Below are 15,809 nucleotides of genomic sequence, written 5' to 3' on the forward strand. Positions count from 1 at the left end.
ACGCCTCCTTAACCATCCACGCGGCAGCATGCGCTGGCTCGGGTGCGGGAGCGTGGCGTGGCGGGGCGCGAGATCGAGATCGCGGGCTATCTGGTGGACCCAGGGCGGAGCGTGCCCGGGCTCGTCGGCGGCGGGCTTGCCGCCTTCGCCGCACGGCCGGCGCGCGGCGAGGGGCCCGCCGGCTTCGCCGTCCGGTGCCGGACGCACCACCCGCCGCGTCTGCGGGTGATCGACCGCCTTCCCGATGCCGATGCGCTTCCGAACCTGCTCGTGCCGCTCGGGCATGGGCTTGCGGGAAGCGGTGAGGAGGGGCCGCAGCGCTGGATCGTCTATCCGCTGCCGCCAGGCCCGCCCCTGATGAGCCCGGGCGAACGCCGCAGCCCTTTGCGCGAGACCGACCTGATCCAGAACGTCGCCAAGCCAGTGGCGCGCGTTCTTGCCGAACTCGCCGACCGTGGCCTTACCCATCGCGGCATACGGCCCGACAATCTGTTCCGCCCGGTCGCGGGCGGGCCGGTCACCGTGGGCGAGGCCTTCGCCCTGCCGCCGGGGTTCTGCCAGCCTGCCGCCTTCGAGCCGCCGGGGATGGCCATGTGCGTGCCCGCCGGCAAGGGCGAGGGGACGCTCGAGGACGATCTCTATGCGCTCGGCGTCACCCTGCTTGCGCTCGCAACCGGCCAGTGGCCGCTCGCCGGCCTCGACGACCGGGCGGGAATCCGGCTCAGGCTCGAGCGAGGCAGCCTCGCTGCGCTCGTGGGCAACGCGCGGCTTCCGGCCTCGGTCGCCACGCTGCTGCGGGGGCTCCTGTCCGATGACCCGGGCTTCAGGCCCGGGCTCGACGAGATCGCTCTCTGGCCGGGCGGCGCCCGTGCCCGTCCCTACACCGCGCGCGCCGTGCGCAAGGCCACGCGCCCGTTCGATTTCGCCGGCGAGCCGGTGCTCGACTCGCGCAGCCTCGCCTTCGCGATGGCGGGGCGTTGGCAGGAGGGCGTTCGCGCCGTCCGCTCCCCTGCCTTGCTCGCCTGGCTCGAGCGCGCGCTCACCGACCAGCCTCTCGCCGAGCGGGTGCGGGAGCTCCTCGACGCCGAGCCGACGGGCGTCGACTCTGACGGCGATCTCCTCCTTTCGCGCATCCTCGCCGTCCTCGACCCGCAGGCGCCACTCTGGTGGCGCGGCCTCGCCCTGATGCCGGATGGCCTCGGCGCAGTGCTCGCGGAGGCCTATGCCACGGCGCAGCCCTCCGCCGAGCGGCAGCGCGATCTTGCCGACATGATCGAGGCGCAGGCGATCAGCCGCTACGCCGCCGAGCATCTCGACCGGCCGGGCATGATCGAGCACGACAAGATAGGCCGGCTCGTCCGCGCCCAGGCCCGTGCCCGCGTTCTCGGCGCCGGGCGCGAGCGCCTGCTGTACCAGCTCAACCCCGGCCTGCCCTGCCTGTCGCCTCTGGTTCGCCGCAGCGGGGCCGCCACCCTGCCTGCCCTTCTCGCTGCGCTCGAGGCCGCCGCTGCCGGGTCTCCGCCCGGCGGCGGCGCACCGACCCCGCTTGACCGGCATGTGGCGGCGTTCATCGGCGCGGCGATGGACGGGTCGATCGATCTGTTGCTCGCGGCCGCGGGCGACACCGGGCGTCCTGAGGAGGCAGGGCTTGCCACCGTCGCGGTCTTCGCGCGCCTGCAGCGGCTTCAGAGGGGGGCGAAATTCCCCAATCTCGCGCGCTGGGTGGCCACACTCGCGGCGCCAGCGGTGGCGACCTGGCACTCCAAGGCGGCGCGGGCGCGCGTCGAGAAGGCGCTGCCCGAGGCGGCGGCGAGCGGCGACTTCGCCCAGCTCCTCGAGGTGCTCGACGGCGAGGCGGCGCGGGCGGAGGACCGCGCAGGCTTCGCCGAAGCGGCCGCGACCTTCGCCCGCGCGGCCGCGGCCGGCGTCGCACTCCAGGCCGAGGCGCCGTTGCGCCGCGCCGAGGCGGCGCGGGTGGGCGGGCTCGCCGCCCAGGCGGTATCGCTGACGCTGCTCGGCGGCACCGTCCTCCTCCTCGCGGGAGGCTAAGCCGATGGCGAACGCGGCAGCGAAGCCAGCACCCGTTCAGGCCGGCCGGCGCTCCGGCCGCCGGGCGCGCTGGGCTTTCTGGGCCTTTGGTCTTGGAACCGGGCTCGCGCTCGGCGTCGCACTGCCGACGGGGCTTCTCCTGCTGGTCGGCCTTCTCCCGGCGGCAGCGGCCTTCGCGAGCGACAGCGACCCCGACAAGATGACCGCCCGCCCGGTGCTCTATCTCAACCTCGCCGGGCTGATGCCGGCGCTCAAGGCTCTGTGGCTCGGCGAGCATGACCTGCGGGCGCTCGCCTCCCTGCTTGGCGACCCGGGAACGCTCGCCCTTGCCTACGGAGCCGCCGCCTTCGGCTTCCTGCTCGCGCGCTCCCTCCCCTACGCCGTTCTCGCGGTGCTCGAGGCGCGCGCGGCAACGACGATGAAGCTCCTCGAGGCGCGGCAGGACGAGCTGCGCGCACTCTGGGGCGACGAGGTGGTGGCGGAAGCCAACCGGCTCGCCGCCCGGGCGGCTCGGCTGACCGAGGCAAAAGCGCAGGAGACGAAGCAAGGCGGCCGCGAGGCAGGCCGAGGGTAAGCGCCGTCTCCCCTCCGTTCCGACCCGCGACCCCAGTCACGGTCAATTAACACCTGCGCGTAACGATCCGCGACCACGCTACCACGGAGGCGATGGCAGATGGGCAAGCTGGAACGGCTGCGCAACGCATTCGGCATCGGCGAGGAGAACGTCACACCGCTTGGCGGCCTAGGCGCGGGCGAGGCCGGCGGAGAGGAGCATCTCGACCGCTTTCTCGGCGCGATGGCACGCGGCGAGTTCGGGGTGGAGCCGCCGCCCGGCGCCGCCTACGGCCCCTGCCAACGCCTCGCCGAAGCCCTCGCCAGGGCCGCGGCGGAGAACACCTCCGCGATCGTCGAGACGGCGATCGGGGCGAACGAGCTCGGGATCGTCGCCGCACGCCTCGTTGCGCCGGCGAGCGTCGTCAGCGAACGCGCCGCCGCCATGGCGGCCGCGACCCAGGAGATGGTGGCGACGGTCTCGAGCATCGACCAGGCCGCGAGCGCCGCAGCCGAGGCGGCGGAAGCCGCCGAAGCCTCGATGCGCTCGAGCATCAGCGAGACCCGCGCCACCATCACCGCGATCGACGATCTTGCCCGGCTCGTGCAGCGGAACGCCGAGGAAGTGCGCCGGCTGGGCGAGGCCTCGAAGGAGATCGGCGGCATCGTCGGCGCGATCGAACGGATCGCCGTCCAGACGCGCCTGCTTGCCCTCAACGCCACCATCGAGGCGGCACGCGCCGGCGAGGCGGGGCGCGGCTTCGCCGTTGTCGCCAAGGAGGTCAAGACGCTTGCCCAGCAGACGGCGCAGGCGACGGAGGACATACGCCGTCGGATCGACGCGTTGCTGGCGCAGGTCGCGTCCGTGGTGGAGAGCATGGCGCGGTGCGATCAGCACGCGCGCGAGGGCCGGACGCGGATGGAACGGCTCGGCGACGAGGTGCAGGTGGCCGGCGAGCGCATCGACGCGGCGAGCCGAAGCATCCGCGAGATCGCCGTTGCCGTGTCGCAGCAGTCGCAGGCAACCGACGAGATCGCTTGCAACATCACCGAGGTGGCGGCCATGGCCCGGGAGACATCGGAGGCCGTCGCGGCCATGGCCGGGTCGTTCGACAAGCTCGACGCTGCGCTCGGACGCCAGTTGCAGGTGGCGGCGTCGGCAGAGTTCCCGGAGAAGGTGATCATCCTCGCCAAGGCCGACCATGTGATGTGGAAGCGTCGCCTGGTCGCGATGGCGACGGGGCAGCTGAAGCTCAAGGCGGACGAGCTCGCCGACCACCGCTCCTGCCGGCTCGGCAAATGGTATTACGGCGACCGCTCGAAACCGTTCCGGTGCGATCCGGCCTTCGCCGAGCTCGAGGAGCCGCACCGGCAGGTACACGCCCATGGCAAGGAGGCTGCCCGTCTGTTCGCCGAAGGCCGGACGGCGGAGGCGCTCGACGAGATCGCGAAGGTGGAGGCGGCGTCGGCCGAGGTGATGCGGCTTCTCGAGACGCTTCACCGAGGCTCGGGACGCGAGCGCCTCGCCGCGTGAGCGCGGAGACGACGCGCCTCGGCCCGTGTCGCCGGTTCGGCCATTTCTGCCCGCCGGTCGCCGGCCCGACGTCGCGATCGGTCTCGTAGGCGAGGGACGAGGCGCGGTCCCGCCGCCGGCGCGAGCCAAGCCGGGCGGCTGCGACGAGCGGGAACAGGGCGGCCGGATGCGGGCTGCCCGCGATCCGCCCTGAAGGGGCGGAAAGGCGGTGCCTATTCTGTCGGCCAAATCGATCTCGGAGCGGTCGGGAGGAGAGAACGTCCATGGCTGGGCAGCTCACCGACGCGCAAGTCGCGTTCTACCGCGACAACGGCTATCTCTGCCCTTTGCCTGCGCTCGATCCCGAGGAGGTGGCAGAGGCGCGCGCGGCTCGACGCCACCGAGGCGATGCTCGGCGGTAGGTTGGACGGGCGAAACAACCAGAAGCCTCACCTGCTCTTCCCCTGGATTGACCGGCTGATCCGCCATCCGCGCATCCTCGACGCGGTCGAGAGCGTGATCGGGCCGAACATCCTCTGCTGGGGCAGCCAGTTCTTCCACAAGCGCGCGGGCGACCCGGCCTTCGTCTCCTGGCACCAGGACGGCACCTACTTGGGCCTCTCGAGCGCGGACGTGGTCACAGCCTGGCTCGCGCTCACGCCGTCGACTCCCGAGAGCGGCTGCATGCGGGTGATCGCCGGAAACCACGTGCCCTGGTGCCGCACACAGACACCTTCGCCGAGACCAACATGCTGAGCCGCGGCCAGGAGATCGCGGTGACCGTGAACGAGGACGAGGCGATCGACCTCGTGCTCGCCCCGGGCGAGATGAGCCTGCATCACGTGCTCATCTTCCACGGCAGCCCGCCGAACCGCGCGAGCTACCCGCGCATCGGCTTCGCCATACGCTACGTGCCACCGCACGTGCACCAGCTCGACGGCACCAGGGGCAGCGCCACGGTGGTGCGCGGCGAGGACACGACCGGCCACTGGGAGCACGAGCGGCCACCCGTGTCCGACCTGTACCCCGACGCGGTGGCCCACCACGCCGCCGTGGTGGACCGGCAGCTCAGGACGGTCTTGCGGGGCGCAGGAGGCAAGGGGAAGCTCGCCGCCACGGTGACGTCACGACACCCCACCCAACGACCGGGGACGGACGACCCCGGATGACCGGGCCCAGGACCAGCCTCGCCTCCGCCGCTGCCGGCGTCGCCGCACCGCCCCGTGCCTGCGGGCAGGGGACGATCGCCATCCCCATGGCGCACAGGCTCTCGACCACCGGGCCGGCCTGCTGAGCAGCGGCCACTGCCCCGCGCACGTCCCCAAGGGGTCCGCGAAGCGCTTCGCCTCGGACCGGCGCCGCGACCTCGACCGGCATCCGCCAGGCTGGGTTCCGGCTGGTCATGGCCGGCGCCTCGCTCCACATGCTACTCGCCCGTCTTGCCATGGAGGGCGCGCCTTCGAGCCGTGCTCTCAGCGCCGCGCTCGCGCCGCTCACGCCGCACGCGCTGCTCGTGACAGCCCTGCCCGGCGCCCTGATGGGGCCCGGACAGCGGAACGGCCGGGGTTGCCCCGGCCGCTGCGCGCAGCCCGGTGATCGACGGCGCGTCAGCCCGCGGCCGCGCGCTCGGCGAGCTCCGCCTTCATCGCGCGCTGCAGCTTCTCGAAGGCGCGCACCTCGATCTGCCGAACCCGCTCCCGGCTGATGCCGTACTGGTGCGAGAGCTCCTCGAGCGTGGTCGGCTCGTCCTTCAGCCGGCGCTCGATCAGGATGTGTCGCTCGCGCTCGTTCAGCGTACGCAGGGCGTTGGCGAGCAGGGCCTTGCGCCTGCCCATGTCCTCGCGCTCGGCGAGCTCGACCTCCTGGTTGTCGCTCTCGTCGACCAGCCAGTCCTGCCACTCGCCCTCGCCATCGACGCGCACGGGCGCGTTCAGGCTGTGGTCGGTGGCGGCGAGGCGGCGGTTCATCTGGATGACGTCCTGCTCCGGAACGTCGAGATCCTTCGCGATCTTCGCCACCTGCTCGGGCTTAAGGTCGCCGTCCTCGATCGCCTGCATCTCGCCCTTCAACCGACGCAGGTTGAAGAAGAGCTTCTTCTGTGCCGCCGTGGTTCCCATCTTCACGAGCGACCACGAGTGCAGGATGTATTCCTGGATTGCGGCGCGGATCCACCACATCGCGTAGGTAGCGAGGCGGAACCCGCGGTCGGGGTCGAAGCGCTTGACCGCCTGCATCATCCCGACATTGCCTTCGGAGATCAGCTCGCCGATCGGCAGGCCGTAGCCGCGATACCCCATCGCGATCTTGGCCACGAGCCGGAGGTGGCTCGTGACGAGCTTGTGCGCCGCCTCGAGATCGCCCGTCTCCTGCCAGCGTTTGGCGAGCGCATACTCCTCCTCCGGCGTGAGCATAGGGAACTTCCGGATCTCCTGGAGATACCGGGTGAGGTTCCCCTCCGGCGCGATTGGAACGGCGAAGGCCGACGCCATGGGCAATGCACCTCCGTCTGCGCGGGACGTTCGGACTTGTCCCATCTGTGCTGGTTGCACCCTCGCATGGTTTCGGGCCGAACAGGATCACGATCAGGGGAACAGGCGCGCCATCCCGGCGCTCGTCGACCCATCGCCCCCTTCCCCTGACGGCTTGGCACTCTCGGCCCGGGAGTGCCAACGCCGCAAGAGTGCCCGACCGAAGCGGAGTGTTGCAAGACAAATCAGACCAAACTGGTCGGGATTTCGGTCAGTTCGGGCCAGAGAGCGTTCACAAGCGCGCCAAGATCGGGCGGAGGTGGCGTCTCGAAGCGGAGCAGCGCGCCTGTGACGGGGTGGGCGAAGGCGAGGGTTGCGGCATGCAGCGCCTGGCGGGGAAAGCCCGCAAGCCTCGCCGCAAGCTCGGCCGGGAGGCTTCGGGCAGCGGCGGGAAGGCGCCGGCAATAAAGCGGGTCGCCGACGATCGGGTGGCCGGCATGGGCGAGATGGACCCTGATCTGGTGGGTGCGCCCCGTCTCGAGGCGGCAGGCGAGCAGCGAGACGGCCGTGCCATGGGCGCGGAGAAGCCTGACCCTGGTCGCGGCCGGGCGGCCGCGCGGCACCACCGCCATGCGCTTCCGATCGACCGGGTGGCGGCCGATCGGCGCCTCGATCCGGAAGGCCTGCTCTCCCGGAACGCCCCAGGCGAGGGCGAGATAGGTGCGCTCGAGCGCGCGCGCGGCGAAGGCTCGGGCGAGCCCCTGATGCGCCCGGTCCGTCTTGGCGACGACCATCACCCCGGACGTGTCCTTGTCCAAGCGGTGCACGATTCCCGGCCTCCCCTCGCCGCCGATCACCGGGAGTTCGCCCTCGGCATGGGCGAGCAGGGCGTTGACGAGCGTGCCCTCGAGGTTTCCCGGAGCGGGGTGCACCACGAGCCCTGCCGGCTTGTCGAGCACGATCAGATCCGCGTCTTCGTAGAGGATCGAGAGGTCCATCCGCTGCGGCAGCGGCTTCGCCCGTGCGGGGGGAGGAACGGCCAGAACGTAGCGCGCCCCGGGGCGGACCGGCTCGGCGGGGTCGCGGACGGTCGCGCCATCGCGCCGGACGTGCCCGGCCTCGATCAGCGCCTTGATGCGCGACCGCGACAGCTCCGCCACGACGGAGGCGAGCCAGCGGTCGAGCCGCTGGTTTGCGGCGCCACCATCGGCCACCATCTCACGCTCGGCCGGCTCCGTACCGGCCGTCATGCGGGGAGTGTCCAGGAGGCCATGCGCGCCCTGAAGGCTGCCGTGATCGTCATGGGGGTGATGATCGTCATCGCCTCTATTATGCTCGCGATCGTCATCGCCAACCGTCTGTCGTCGCGCTCGGCCGCCACCATGCCGATCGAGGCGAGCCTCGACCAGCCGCCGGGAACGCGGATCGTCGGCGTGGCGAGCGTGGGCGAGCGGCTCGCGGTTCACGTGACTGGCGGCGGCCTCCCCGACCGGATCGTCTTCGTCGAGGCGACGCGCGGGCGGGTGGTCGGCACGCTGGTACCGGAGGCTCCGCCAGCCGGGGCGCAGGGGCGATGATCGGCACCGTTCGCCTCGAGCGGTCGGTCGCCGCCGCCCTGCCGCGGCTTGCCGCGGCCGCCCTGCCGCGCGAGGCCTGCGGGCTGCTCACCGGCCGGCGCGCGGGCGGCGTGCTCTTGCTCGACGGGCTCGCCCCCTCGCGCAATCTCGCCGCCGGCGAGGGGTCGTTCGAGATCGACGCCGCCCTTCATCTCCGCCTGCAACGGAGCACGCGCGCCGTGGCCGCCGTCTGGCACAGCCACCCGCGCGGCGGGCCGACGCCGTCGGCGCGCGACGCGGCCGGGGCCTGGGATGCCGGGCTCGTGTGGCTGATCACCGCCGGGGACGCGACCACGGCCTGGCTGCCCCTCGGCGAGGGCCTCGGCTTCGCGCCGCTTCCGCTCGAGCTCGCCTGAGGAGCGGGATGCGCCGCAAGGGCGACCTGCCCTCGAAGCCCTGCGCCGTCTGCGGCAGGCCGTTCTCCTGGCGCAGGAAGTGGGCCAAGGTGTGGGACGAGGTACGCTACTGCTCCGAGGCCTGCCGGGCGCGGCGTGGGCGCGAGAGGAAGGGAGAGCGATGCTGTTCCGGAGCGACAACGTCACCGCGGTCTGCGATGAGGTGATCGCCGCGATCCTCGCCGTAAACCGGGGCGATGCCGCCCCTTACGGTGCGGACGAGACGACGGCGCAGCTCGCCGGGGCCTTTGGTGCCTATTTCGAGGCGCGCGTGTCGGTCCACCCGGTTGCGACCGGGATCGCCGCGAACGCGCTCTCGCTCGCCGCCGCCATGCCGCCGCCGGGTGCGGCGATCTGCCATCGCAACGCGCATGTGAACACCTCCGAGAGCGGCGCCCCGGAGTTCTTCTCGGGCGGCGGCAAGCTGCTCGTGCTCGACGGGGCGCACGGCAAGCTCTCGGCCGAGGCGGTGGACGCACTCGTTCGCTCGTCCTCGCCCGACCGGATGCAATCGGCCCCGCCGACGGCGGTGACGGTGACGCAGGGCACCGAGGCCGGAACCGTGTACACGCTCGAGGAGCTCGCGGCGATCAGCGCCGTCTGTCGCCGCCACGGCCTTGTCCTGCACATGGACGGGGCGCGCTTCGAGAACGCGCGCGCAGCCCTCGGCTGCTCGCCGGCCGATCTCACCTGGCGCGCGGGCGTCGACATCCTGAGCTACGGAGCCACCAAGAACGGGGCGATGTGCGCCGATGCGGTGATCATCTTCGACGGCCCACACGCGGCGCAGCTCGGCCGCTTTATGGGCCAGCGCCGCCTGCGGGCGGGCCAGGTGTTCTCGAAGATGCGGTATCTCTCGGCCCAGCTTCTCGCGATGATCGAGGGAGGCGTGGCGGAGCGGAACGCCACCCATGCCAACCGGATGGCGGCGAAACTCTCGGCGGGGCTCGCGGCGATCCCGGGCGTGCGGCTCCTGCACCCGACGGAGATGAACGAGGTGTTCGTCTTCCTGCCCGAGGCGGTGCGCGCGGCGCTTGCGCGGCGCGGCTATTCGATCCGGCCGCGACCGGAGGACCCTTCCGTCGTGCGCTTCGTCACCGCCTGGAACACGGCCGAGAGCGACGTCGCGGCGTTCCTTGCCGCTGCCGTGCCGGAGGCGGTTGTGTGATCCCCTCGCGAGGGCGACGCCGGCCGGCTTGATCTCGACGGCTGCGGCGCGTATACGCCCGCGTATCGGGTCCCGTTCGTCTAGAGGCCTAGGACACCGCCCTCTCACGGCGGCAACAGGGGTTCGAATCCCCTACGGGACGCCAAGTCATCCGCGTCATCCTGCGATCCAGTCCGTCGTCCGCTTGGGCGCTCCGGAAAGCACGGCCAGCGCCCCGCCACGACGCCCCCAGAACGGACGGGCGCGAGCGCGTTCACGGCCCCACTCCAGAAGCCACCGGGCGCGCCGTCGGACGTAGTGCCATTCTTCGGTCCGCGCGCGTGTCAGACATCGGCCCCCGAAAAAGCGCGGGCTCAGGGAACCAGCCCGTCCCGCTGGCGATCCGGGTTCGGGGCTGGTGCCGGGTCGCCCTGATCCCGTCCGCATCGCCACGCCGCCAAAGGCCTGCTTCGGCTGAGCATCACGCAGGGGAGCGCACGTGATGCGTTTGCAATCATTGCGCTATCCCACCCGAAGGCGACGCCGGTTCGAGAGCGGAACGGTATGCTCCCAAGGCAAGTCGAACAATCAGGCGCCCGTTCTCGACGGATGATGGGCCGTCGCGGTGCCCTTCCCGCTCCCTCACAGGCCTTCCATGCGAAGACACACCAGAAACAGCCGGGAACACGGAGCGATTACAGAAGACGCCTCATGAAGGTGCTGCACGGAAGAGTTGTAGCTGTCTCGAGTGTTTGTTTTACCGGAACTTGCCTACCAGGCTCAGGACTCATTGTCCGAGCCAGAAGGTGACGATGGCGGCGAGGGTGATGGCGCCGAAGAAGATGGTGGCGCATCGGTCGTAGCGAGCCGCGATGCGTCGGAAATCCTTGAGGCGGCGGAAGGCGATCTCGATGCGGTGGCGCTGACGATAGAGCGCCTTGTCGTAGGGGATGGGCTGCTTGCGGTTCTTCTTGGTCGGGATGCATGCGGCGATGCCACGCTCGGCGAGCGCGGCGCGGAACGGGGTGCTGTCGTAGCCGCGGTCAGCGATCAGCTCGCGCGCCGGCGGCAGGAGTGGGGCGAGGATGTTGGCGCCCTTCTGGTCGTTCATCTGCCCGGCGGAGAGCATCATGACGACGGGGCGGCCTTGGCTGTCGCAGACGGCGTGGAGCTTGGCGTTCAGCCCGCCCTTGGTTCTGCCGATGCACCGATCAGGCGCCCCCTTTTGAGGAGGCTGGCCGCGGTGCGGTGGGCCTTCAGGTGCGTGCTGTCGATGATTAGGCGGTCGGGCTCGCCGGCCTCGCCGGCGAGGGCGGCGAAGATGCGGCTGAACACTCCAGCGGACGAAGCGGTTGTAGAGGGTCTTGTGCGGGCCGTAGCCCGGCGGGGCGTCGCGCCAGCGCAGGCCGCCCCGGATGACGAAGATGATGCCGCTCAGCACGCGCCGGTCGTCCACGCGCGGGATGCCGTGCGAGAGCGGGACGTGCGGCCGGATGCGCCGCATCTGCGCCGGGGTGAGCAGGAACAGGACGGACATGAGGGCACCTCCGCCCCGTTCAGAATCACGCCCGCCCGCGTCGCCGCAAGCAGATGAATGGGTCCTGAGCCTAGGGTGACCATAACGGCCATCCGCAGTCTACGATTTCTACAAGTCGGAACGTTGCAGGATACGGAAGGGGTGCAGCGCTCCGACAGCACAATAATCGCGTGCCACCGCATGTGGTTTACGCCGACGCGGTGGGCCTGGCAGCACCGCCCTTCTGCGACGCTGACCGGCCCGCACCGACCTGGCTGACTCACTGGAAAACGGTAGCGTCTGGAATGACGCGAAGGGATCTGGCGCTTGGCGCCCGCTCAGCCCTCGAAGCGGGTGCAGAGTGTAGGGGCGAAAGCGCGCGGACACAGCAAAGCCACGCAACTGCAACGTTTGACAGCTGGTGGACATGGCGTCCCGTACGGGATTCGAACCCGTGTTACCAACGTGAAAGGCTGGTGTCCTAGGCCTCTAGACGAACGGGACGCGGCGCGTGGTCGGTAGCCTGTCGGCCGAGCCGATGCAACTGGCGAAAATGAAGACCGGGCCAGGAGGTGCCGGGCACAGTCAGCCCGCCCAGGCGGCCCATGGCCACAGGTGGCCCCTGTCCGTGCTCAAGCGAGGTCGGGAGGACGCTCAGGTATATCGAACGCTGCGGGCGCCCCCGTCGCGCCACTGTTCGTCCGCCCTGTCACCGCCCACCGCGGCCGATCGCCCCCTGAGCGGACCAGGGCCGGAAGCGTCCGCTGCGCCACCCGCCGGCCGGTGCTCACCGCACCGCCGAGCGAGCCCCCCTGCCAGGCACGCGCACACCCGCCCATAGGCCCTCGCGCGCTCACACAAGCCGCGCCTCGAAGGGCGGAACAAGGTCCGGCGCATCCACCTCCACCACCCACAGATCAGGGTCGCGCTTCAGAGCCCGAGCCAGATAGGCATCCGCCGCCGCCTGGTCCACAGGCCCTTCCCCGGTCGCGCGAAGCCAGGCGAGCCTGCCCTCGCCGTCACGCACCTGCACAAGCGGCACCAGCCCCTCGCGCCCCCGCAGCACCACCGCGATGCCGCCCGAATCGGCATCGCCCTTGCGCAGAACCACGGCAGGGCGTGCCTGTCGGTCACACTGGCGAACCAGGGCCGAGACCCAGACGCCCGACTTGAGCCGCGCCTCCATCGCGCCTCACTCGGCCACGCCGAAGCCCGCGGCGACGATCGCGGCCTTCGCGGCGTCGAGATCCCCGCCCACGATCTCCGCTTCGCCGCGTTCGAGATCGACCTTCGCCGTCGCTCCGGGTAGCGCCGCTTCCACGGCCCGCTTGACGGCGGCCGCGCACCCGCCGCAGGTCATGCCCGTCACCTTCACCACCGCCATCGCCCAACCTCCGCGTCGAAAGCCACCCATCGCATGCCCGAGCCGATACGCCTCGTCCATGCCGAGCCGCTGCCGCACCCGGCCTGGACGGAGATCATCGCCGCAGACCGGCGGCTTGCCACCACGCCCGTCGGCGCCGCCACGGAAGAGCACGAGGTCGCGCGACTCTTCGAAGGCGTCAGAGCCTATCAGGTCGGCTCCCTGCGCGACGAGTTGCCGCGCCATCTCTGGCCCGACGCGGCCCTGCTCGCCCGCGCTCCCGACCTGCTCGCCGTGTCCACCCATGGTGCGGGGTATGACACGGTCGACGTCCCCGCCATGACCCGAGCCGGGGTTCTGGTCATGACCCAAGCGGGCGGCAATGCGGAAGGCGTCGCGGAGCATGCGGTCGCGATGATGCTCGCCCTGCTCAAGCGCATCCCGGAGGCGCACCGGGCGATGCTCGAGGGGCGCGCGCAGGATCGCGCGGCCCTGATGGGCCGTGAGCTCGCGGGCCGAACCCTCGGCCTGATCGGGCTCGGGAATATCGGCACGCGCGTCGCGCGGATCTGCCGTGACGCCTTCTCCTGCCGCGTGCTCGCGGCCGACCCGTATCTCGACACCGCAACCGTCGCCGCGCGCGGAGCGGAGAAGGTCGATCTCTCCGAGCTGCTCGCGGCGTCGGACGTCGTCTCGATCCACTGCCCGCTGACTGAAGAGACGCGCGGCATGATCGGCGGGACGGCGCTTGCCGCGATGCGCGACGGCGCCATTCTGGTCAACACCGCACGCCAGTTCATCCATGACGAGGCGGCGGTGCTCGAGGCGCTCGAGAGCGGCAGGCTCGCCGGCGCCGGGCTCGACTGCTGGGACCGCGAGCCGCAGCCCGACCCCGCGAACGCTCTGCTCCGTCACCCGCGCGTGCTTGCCTCGCCCCACACCGCAGGCGTGACGGAGGAGAGCCGGCGGCGGATCGCCACCTGGGGAGCGCAGCAGCTGATCGGCCTGTTCCTCCGCGGCGAGCGGCCGCCGCGGCTCGTCAACCCGGAGGCCTGGCCACGCTTCGCCGAGCGCTTCGCGCACGCCTTCGGCCGAAGCCCGGAAACGCCCGCCCCCGCCTAGGCGTCGCCCCCGGCACCCCGCCACCCCGAGAGACCGCCCGTTCCCTCGACGCGACGCCTGAGCTAGCGTCGCGCCCGATCCGAGATGGAGTTCGACGATGGCCAAGGCCAAGGACCCGACGGCAGGGATGACGGAGGCGCAGAAGGCCTACGAGGCCAAGCGCGCCGCGAAGGCGGGCATGAGCCTCGAGAAGTGGCTCGCGCAGAAGCAGAAGGCGGCGGCAAAGACCGCGCGCACCACCGCAAGCCCGGCAGCGAAGCCGAAGCGCAAAACGGGGCTGCTCGGCCGCCTGCTCGGCCGCGCCCGCGGCGAGGGCTGAACGCGCCCGCCCGGATCGCCAGCGCCCACGCCTGCTCGCCCCGCCCGCTCGAAGCGCTCGCCGCCCCCGCCCGTTCACAACATCCGCATCAGCGTCCCGTCACCGCGGAGCGCGTGGTGGTAGATCGCACCACCCACATGTGCGACGAGCAGGACCACGATCGCATAGGCGAAGACGGTGTGGATGGTGGAGAGGATCTCCGCGAGCCACTTCGTCTCTCCCACCACGGCCGGGAGGTCAATGAAACCGAGATAGGCGGTCGCCCCCTGCATCGGGAAACCCCAGGCGTTGGTGGCGACGAAGCCGACGATCGGCTGCAGGATCAGAAGCGCGTAGAGCGCGTGGTGCACGCCCGCCGCCGCCCGGCGGATCGCCATCGGTACATGGTCAGGCAGCGGCGGTGGCGGATGGAAGCGCCGCCAGGCAAGGCGCGCGAGCGAAACGAAGAGGATGGTCAGCCCCGCCGATTCGTGGATCGCGTAGAAGACGAGCTTGGTCTCGAACGGATCGGTCTTGATGTACTTGATCACGAACCCGAAGGAGAGGGCGACCAGCATCAGCACGACGGTGACCCAGTGGAACCATTTCGCCACCGTCGTGTACTGGCCATCCGGATGCGCCGCATCCCGGCCTGCCAAAACGGCACCAGACACCGTCCCGACCTGCTGGTCCATCCCGCTTCTCCCTCCCGAGCGCGCAACAGTATGCCACAGGCGCCGGGGTTGTTTGGGCAAACGGCGTCGTGAGCGCCTATCGCCTCGTCGCGCATTCCGACTGGTCGGGCGCACGCACTGGGGCCGCGCGCAAGCGTCAGGTCGCGATCGCGCGGCGGCACGGCCGCGAGTGGGTGCTCGCTGCGCCGGAGCCGGTGGGGGACCCTGCCGCTCTGACGCGTCGGCTCGCCGCCGAGGCAGGGCGTGGGGCGGCCCTGCTCGCGCTCGATGTGCCGATCGGCCTTCCCCGCGCCTTCGCTGCCGCCCACCTCGCCGGGCACGCCGGCTTCGCGGCCTGGCTCGCCTCGCTCGAGGCGGCCGCGCCGTTCCTCGTCCCCGCTAAGACGCTCGAGGAGGTCTCGCCCGCACGCCCGTTTTTTCCCGCCGGGCCTGTCCGGGGCCAGGGGCTGAAACAGCGCTTCCTTGACCGCCTCGGCCTTGACGCCGAGGGGCTCCTGCGCGCCTGCGACCTGCCCGGACGGACAGCGAACGGGGGAAGGATTGCCCGTGCCTGCGGGATCTTCTGGACCCTTGGCGGAAACCAGGTGGGCAAGGCGGCGGCGAGCGCCTGGGCGGAACTCCTCAAGCCAGCGCGGTCCGCGATCGGGCTTCGTCTGTGGCCCTTCGAGGGCACGCTCGCGAGCCTCGCTGCACCAGGCGCCGTCGTCGCGGCTGAGGCCTACCCCGCAGAGGGCTATGCTCGGCTCGGCCTCTCCCTCCCCTCCGCCAAGCGCACCCAAGGGTGGCGCCGGGCGCAGGCCGGGCCAATCCGCGCCTGGGCGGCCCGTCACGGCGTCGCTCTCGAGCCTGCGCTCGAAAACCTCGTCGCGGACGGTTTCGGCCCCTCCCCCGAGGGCGAGGACCCGTTCGACGCGACGGTCGGCGCGCTCGCCGCGATCGCGGTGGCCTCAGGCAGCGACCCCGAGGGCGTGCCGGACGACCCGGCGATCCGACTCTGGGAAGGCTGGATGCTCGGAAGGGTCGATCGGCCGGGCTGAGGCAGGGGTCAACTGCCGACGGGTCGGAGCCGAAAGAC

General features: G+C 71.4%; 20 protein-coding genes and 2 tRNA genes. 15 read left to right on the plus strand and 7 right to left on the minus strand.

Annotated features, from left to right (window positions below; all coding sequences use genetic code 11):
* Nucleotides 1-57 precede the first annotated feature (57 nt).
* From KO353_RS03715 to KO353_RS16650, 7 genes are all read left to right on the plus strand, one after another.
* A complete protein-coding gene (locus KO353_RS03715) occupies nt 58-2,049 on the plus strand; it encodes a serine/threonine-protein kinase (RefSeq protein WP_218286412.1) in 1,992 nt (663 codons plus the stop codon).
* A gap of 4 nt (nt 2,050-2,053) precedes the next feature.
* Nucleotides 2,054-2,623 (plus strand): hypothetical protein, encoded by a 570-nt coding sequence (locus KO353_RS03720; RefSeq protein ID WP_218286413.1) that lies wholly within the window; start codon nt 2,054-2,056, stop codon nt 2,621-2,623.
* A gap of 99 nt (nt 2,624-2,722) precedes the next feature.
* Nucleotides 2,723-4,135 carry a methyl-accepting chemotaxis protein gene (locus KO353_RS03725; RefSeq protein ID WP_218286414.1) on the plus strand — a complete coding sequence of 471 codons (1,413 nt, stop codon included), beginning with the start codon at nt 2,723-2,725 and terminating at the stop codon, nt 4,133-4,135.
* A 263-nt stretch (nt 4,136-4,398) separates the two neighbouring features.
* Nucleotides 4,399-4,536, plus strand: coding sequence for a hypothetical protein (locus tag KO353_RS16270; RefSeq protein ID WP_235692015.1), 138 nt, complete (start codon nt 4,399-4,401; stop codon nt 4,534-4,536).
* Nucleotide 4,537: 1 nt separating this feature from the next.
* Nucleotides 4,538-4,870, plus strand: coding sequence for a phytanoyl-CoA dioxygenase family protein (locus KO353_RS16275; RefSeq protein WP_328774498.1), 333 nt, complete (start codon nt 4,538-4,540; stop codon nt 4,868-4,870).
* On the plus strand, nt 4,831-5,283 hold the full coding sequence (locus tag KO353_RS03735; protein WP_218286415.1) for a phytanoyl-CoA dioxygenase family protein: 453 nt from the start codon (nt 4,831-4,833) through the stop codon (nt 5,281-5,283). The genes KO353_RS16275 and KO353_RS03735 overlap by 40 nt, the downstream gene beginning before the upstream one ends.
* Nucleotides 5,280-5,408 carry a hypothetical protein gene (locus tag KO353_RS16650; RefSeq protein ID WP_268906208.1) on the plus strand — a complete coding sequence of 43 codons (129 nt, stop codon included), beginning with the start codon at nt 5,280-5,282 and terminating at the stop codon, nt 5,406-5,408. Before KO353_RS03735 ends, KO353_RS16650 begins: the two co-directional genes overlap by 4 nt.
* Nucleotides 5,409-5,721: 313 nt before the next feature.
* On the opposite strand, the gene rpoH is transcribed toward KO353_RS16650, so the two are convergent.
* Nucleotides 5,722-6,603: an RNA polymerase sigma factor RpoH gene (rpoH, locus tag KO353_RS03740; protein ID WP_218286416.1), complete on the minus strand. Its 882-nt coding sequence runs from the start codon at nt 6,601-6,603 to the stop codon at nt 5,722-5,724.
* Nucleotides 6,604-6,827: 224 nt separating this feature from the next.
* On the minus strand, nt 6,828-7,832 hold the full coding sequence (locus KO353_RS03745) for an RluA family pseudouridine synthase (RefSeq protein WP_235692016.1): 1,005 nt from the start codon (nt 7,830-7,832) through the stop codon (nt 6,828-6,830).
* Nucleotides 7,833-7,853: 21 nt separating this feature from the next.
* Between KO353_RS03745 and KO353_RS03750 the strand changes: the two genes are divergently transcribed.
* The 5 genes from KO353_RS03750 to KO353_RS03770 all read left to right on the plus strand — a co-directional run bounded on the left by KO353_RS03750 (nt 7,854) and on the right by KO353_RS03770 (nt 9,906).
* Nucleotides 7,854-8,159 carry a hypothetical protein gene (locus tag KO353_RS03750; protein WP_218286417.1) on the plus strand — a complete coding sequence of 102 codons (306 nt, stop codon included), beginning with the start codon at nt 7,854-7,856 and terminating at the stop codon, nt 8,157-8,159.
* Complete coding sequence (locus tag KO353_RS03755; protein WP_218286418.1) at nt 8,156-8,554, plus strand: Mov34/MPN/PAD-1 family protein; 399 nt, start codon at nt 8,156-8,158, stop codon at nt 8,552-8,554. Before KO353_RS03750 ends, KO353_RS03755 begins: the two co-directional genes overlap by 4 nt.
* An 8-nt stretch (nt 8,555-8,562) precedes the next feature.
* Nucleotides 8,563-8,760, plus strand: coding sequence for a DUF2256 domain-containing protein (locus KO353_RS03760; RefSeq protein ID WP_218286419.1), 198 nt, complete (start codon nt 8,563-8,565; stop codon nt 8,758-8,760).
* A complete protein-coding gene (locus tag KO353_RS03765; RefSeq protein ID WP_218286420.1) occupies nt 8,715-9,761 on the plus strand; it encodes a threonine aldolase family protein in 1,047 nt (348 codons plus the stop codon). Before KO353_RS03760 ends, KO353_RS03765 begins: the two co-directional genes overlap by 46 nt.
* Before the next feature lie 69 nt (nt 9,762-9,830).
* Nucleotides 9,831-9,906 (plus strand) — tRNA-Glu (locus KO353_RS03770).
* Between the two features lie 621 nt (nt 9,907-10,527).
* Here the strand turns inward: KO353_RS03770 and KO353_RS03775 are convergent.
* The 4 genes from KO353_RS03775 to KO353_RS03790 form a co-directional block, all read right to left on the minus strand.
* Nucleotides 10,528-11,277: an IS5 family transposase gene (locus tag KO353_RS03775; protein WP_235692017.1), complete on the minus strand. Its 750-nt coding sequence runs from the start codon at nt 11,275-11,277 to the stop codon at nt 10,528-10,530.
* A gap of 407 nt (nt 11,278-11,684) precedes the next feature.
* Nucleotides 11,685-11,760 (minus strand) — tRNA-Glu (locus KO353_RS03780).
* A gap of 349 nt (nt 11,761-12,109) precedes the next feature.
* Nucleotides 12,110-12,442: a DUF1491 family protein gene (locus tag KO353_RS03785; protein WP_218286421.1), complete on the minus strand. Its 333-nt coding sequence runs from the start codon at nt 12,440-12,442 to the stop codon at nt 12,110-12,112.
* Between the two features lie 6 nt (nt 12,443-12,448).
* A complete protein-coding gene (locus KO353_RS03790) occupies nt 12,449-12,640 on the minus strand; it encodes a heavy-metal-associated domain-containing protein (protein WP_218286422.1) in 192 nt (63 codons plus the stop codon).
* 33 nt (nt 12,641-12,673) lie between these two features.
* Here KO353_RS03790 and KO353_RS03795 point away from each other — a divergent pair, with 33 nt between their 5' ends.
* The gene (locus tag KO353_RS03795; protein ID WP_218286423.1) at nt 12,674-13,741 is read left to right on the plus strand and encodes a hydroxyacid dehydrogenase; all 1,068 of its coding nucleotides are present in this window, start codon (nt 12,674-12,676) and stop codon (nt 13,739-13,741) included.
* A 97-nt stretch (nt 13,742-13,838) separates the two neighbouring features.
* The gene (locus KO353_RS03800) at nt 13,839-14,060 is read left to right on the plus strand and encodes a hypothetical protein (RefSeq protein WP_218286424.1); all 222 of its coding nucleotides are present in this window, start codon (nt 13,839-13,841) and stop codon (nt 14,058-14,060) included.
* Nucleotides 14,061-14,134: 74 nt separating this feature from the next.
* Here the strand turns inward: KO353_RS03800 and KO353_RS03805 are convergent, their stop codons facing one another.
* Nucleotides 14,135-14,734 (minus strand): cytochrome b, encoded by a 600-nt coding sequence (locus KO353_RS03805; RefSeq protein WP_218286425.1) that lies wholly within the window; start codon nt 14,732-14,734, stop codon nt 14,135-14,137.
* A 68-nt stretch (nt 14,735-14,802) separates the two neighbouring features.
* Here KO353_RS03805 and KO353_RS03810 point away from each other — a divergent pair, with 68 nt between their 5' ends.
* Nucleotides 14,803-15,771: a hypothetical protein gene (locus tag KO353_RS03810; RefSeq protein WP_218286426.1), complete on the plus strand. Its 969-nt coding sequence runs from the start codon at nt 14,803-14,805 to the stop codon at nt 15,769-15,771.
* The last annotated feature ends 38 nt before the right edge of the window (nt 15,772-15,809 follow it).

The organism is Elioraea tepida, assembly GCF_019203965.1.
GTDB classification, from domain to species: domain Bacteria; phylum Pseudomonadota; class Alphaproteobacteria; order Acetobacterales; family Acetobacteraceae; genus Elioraea_A; species Elioraea_A tepida.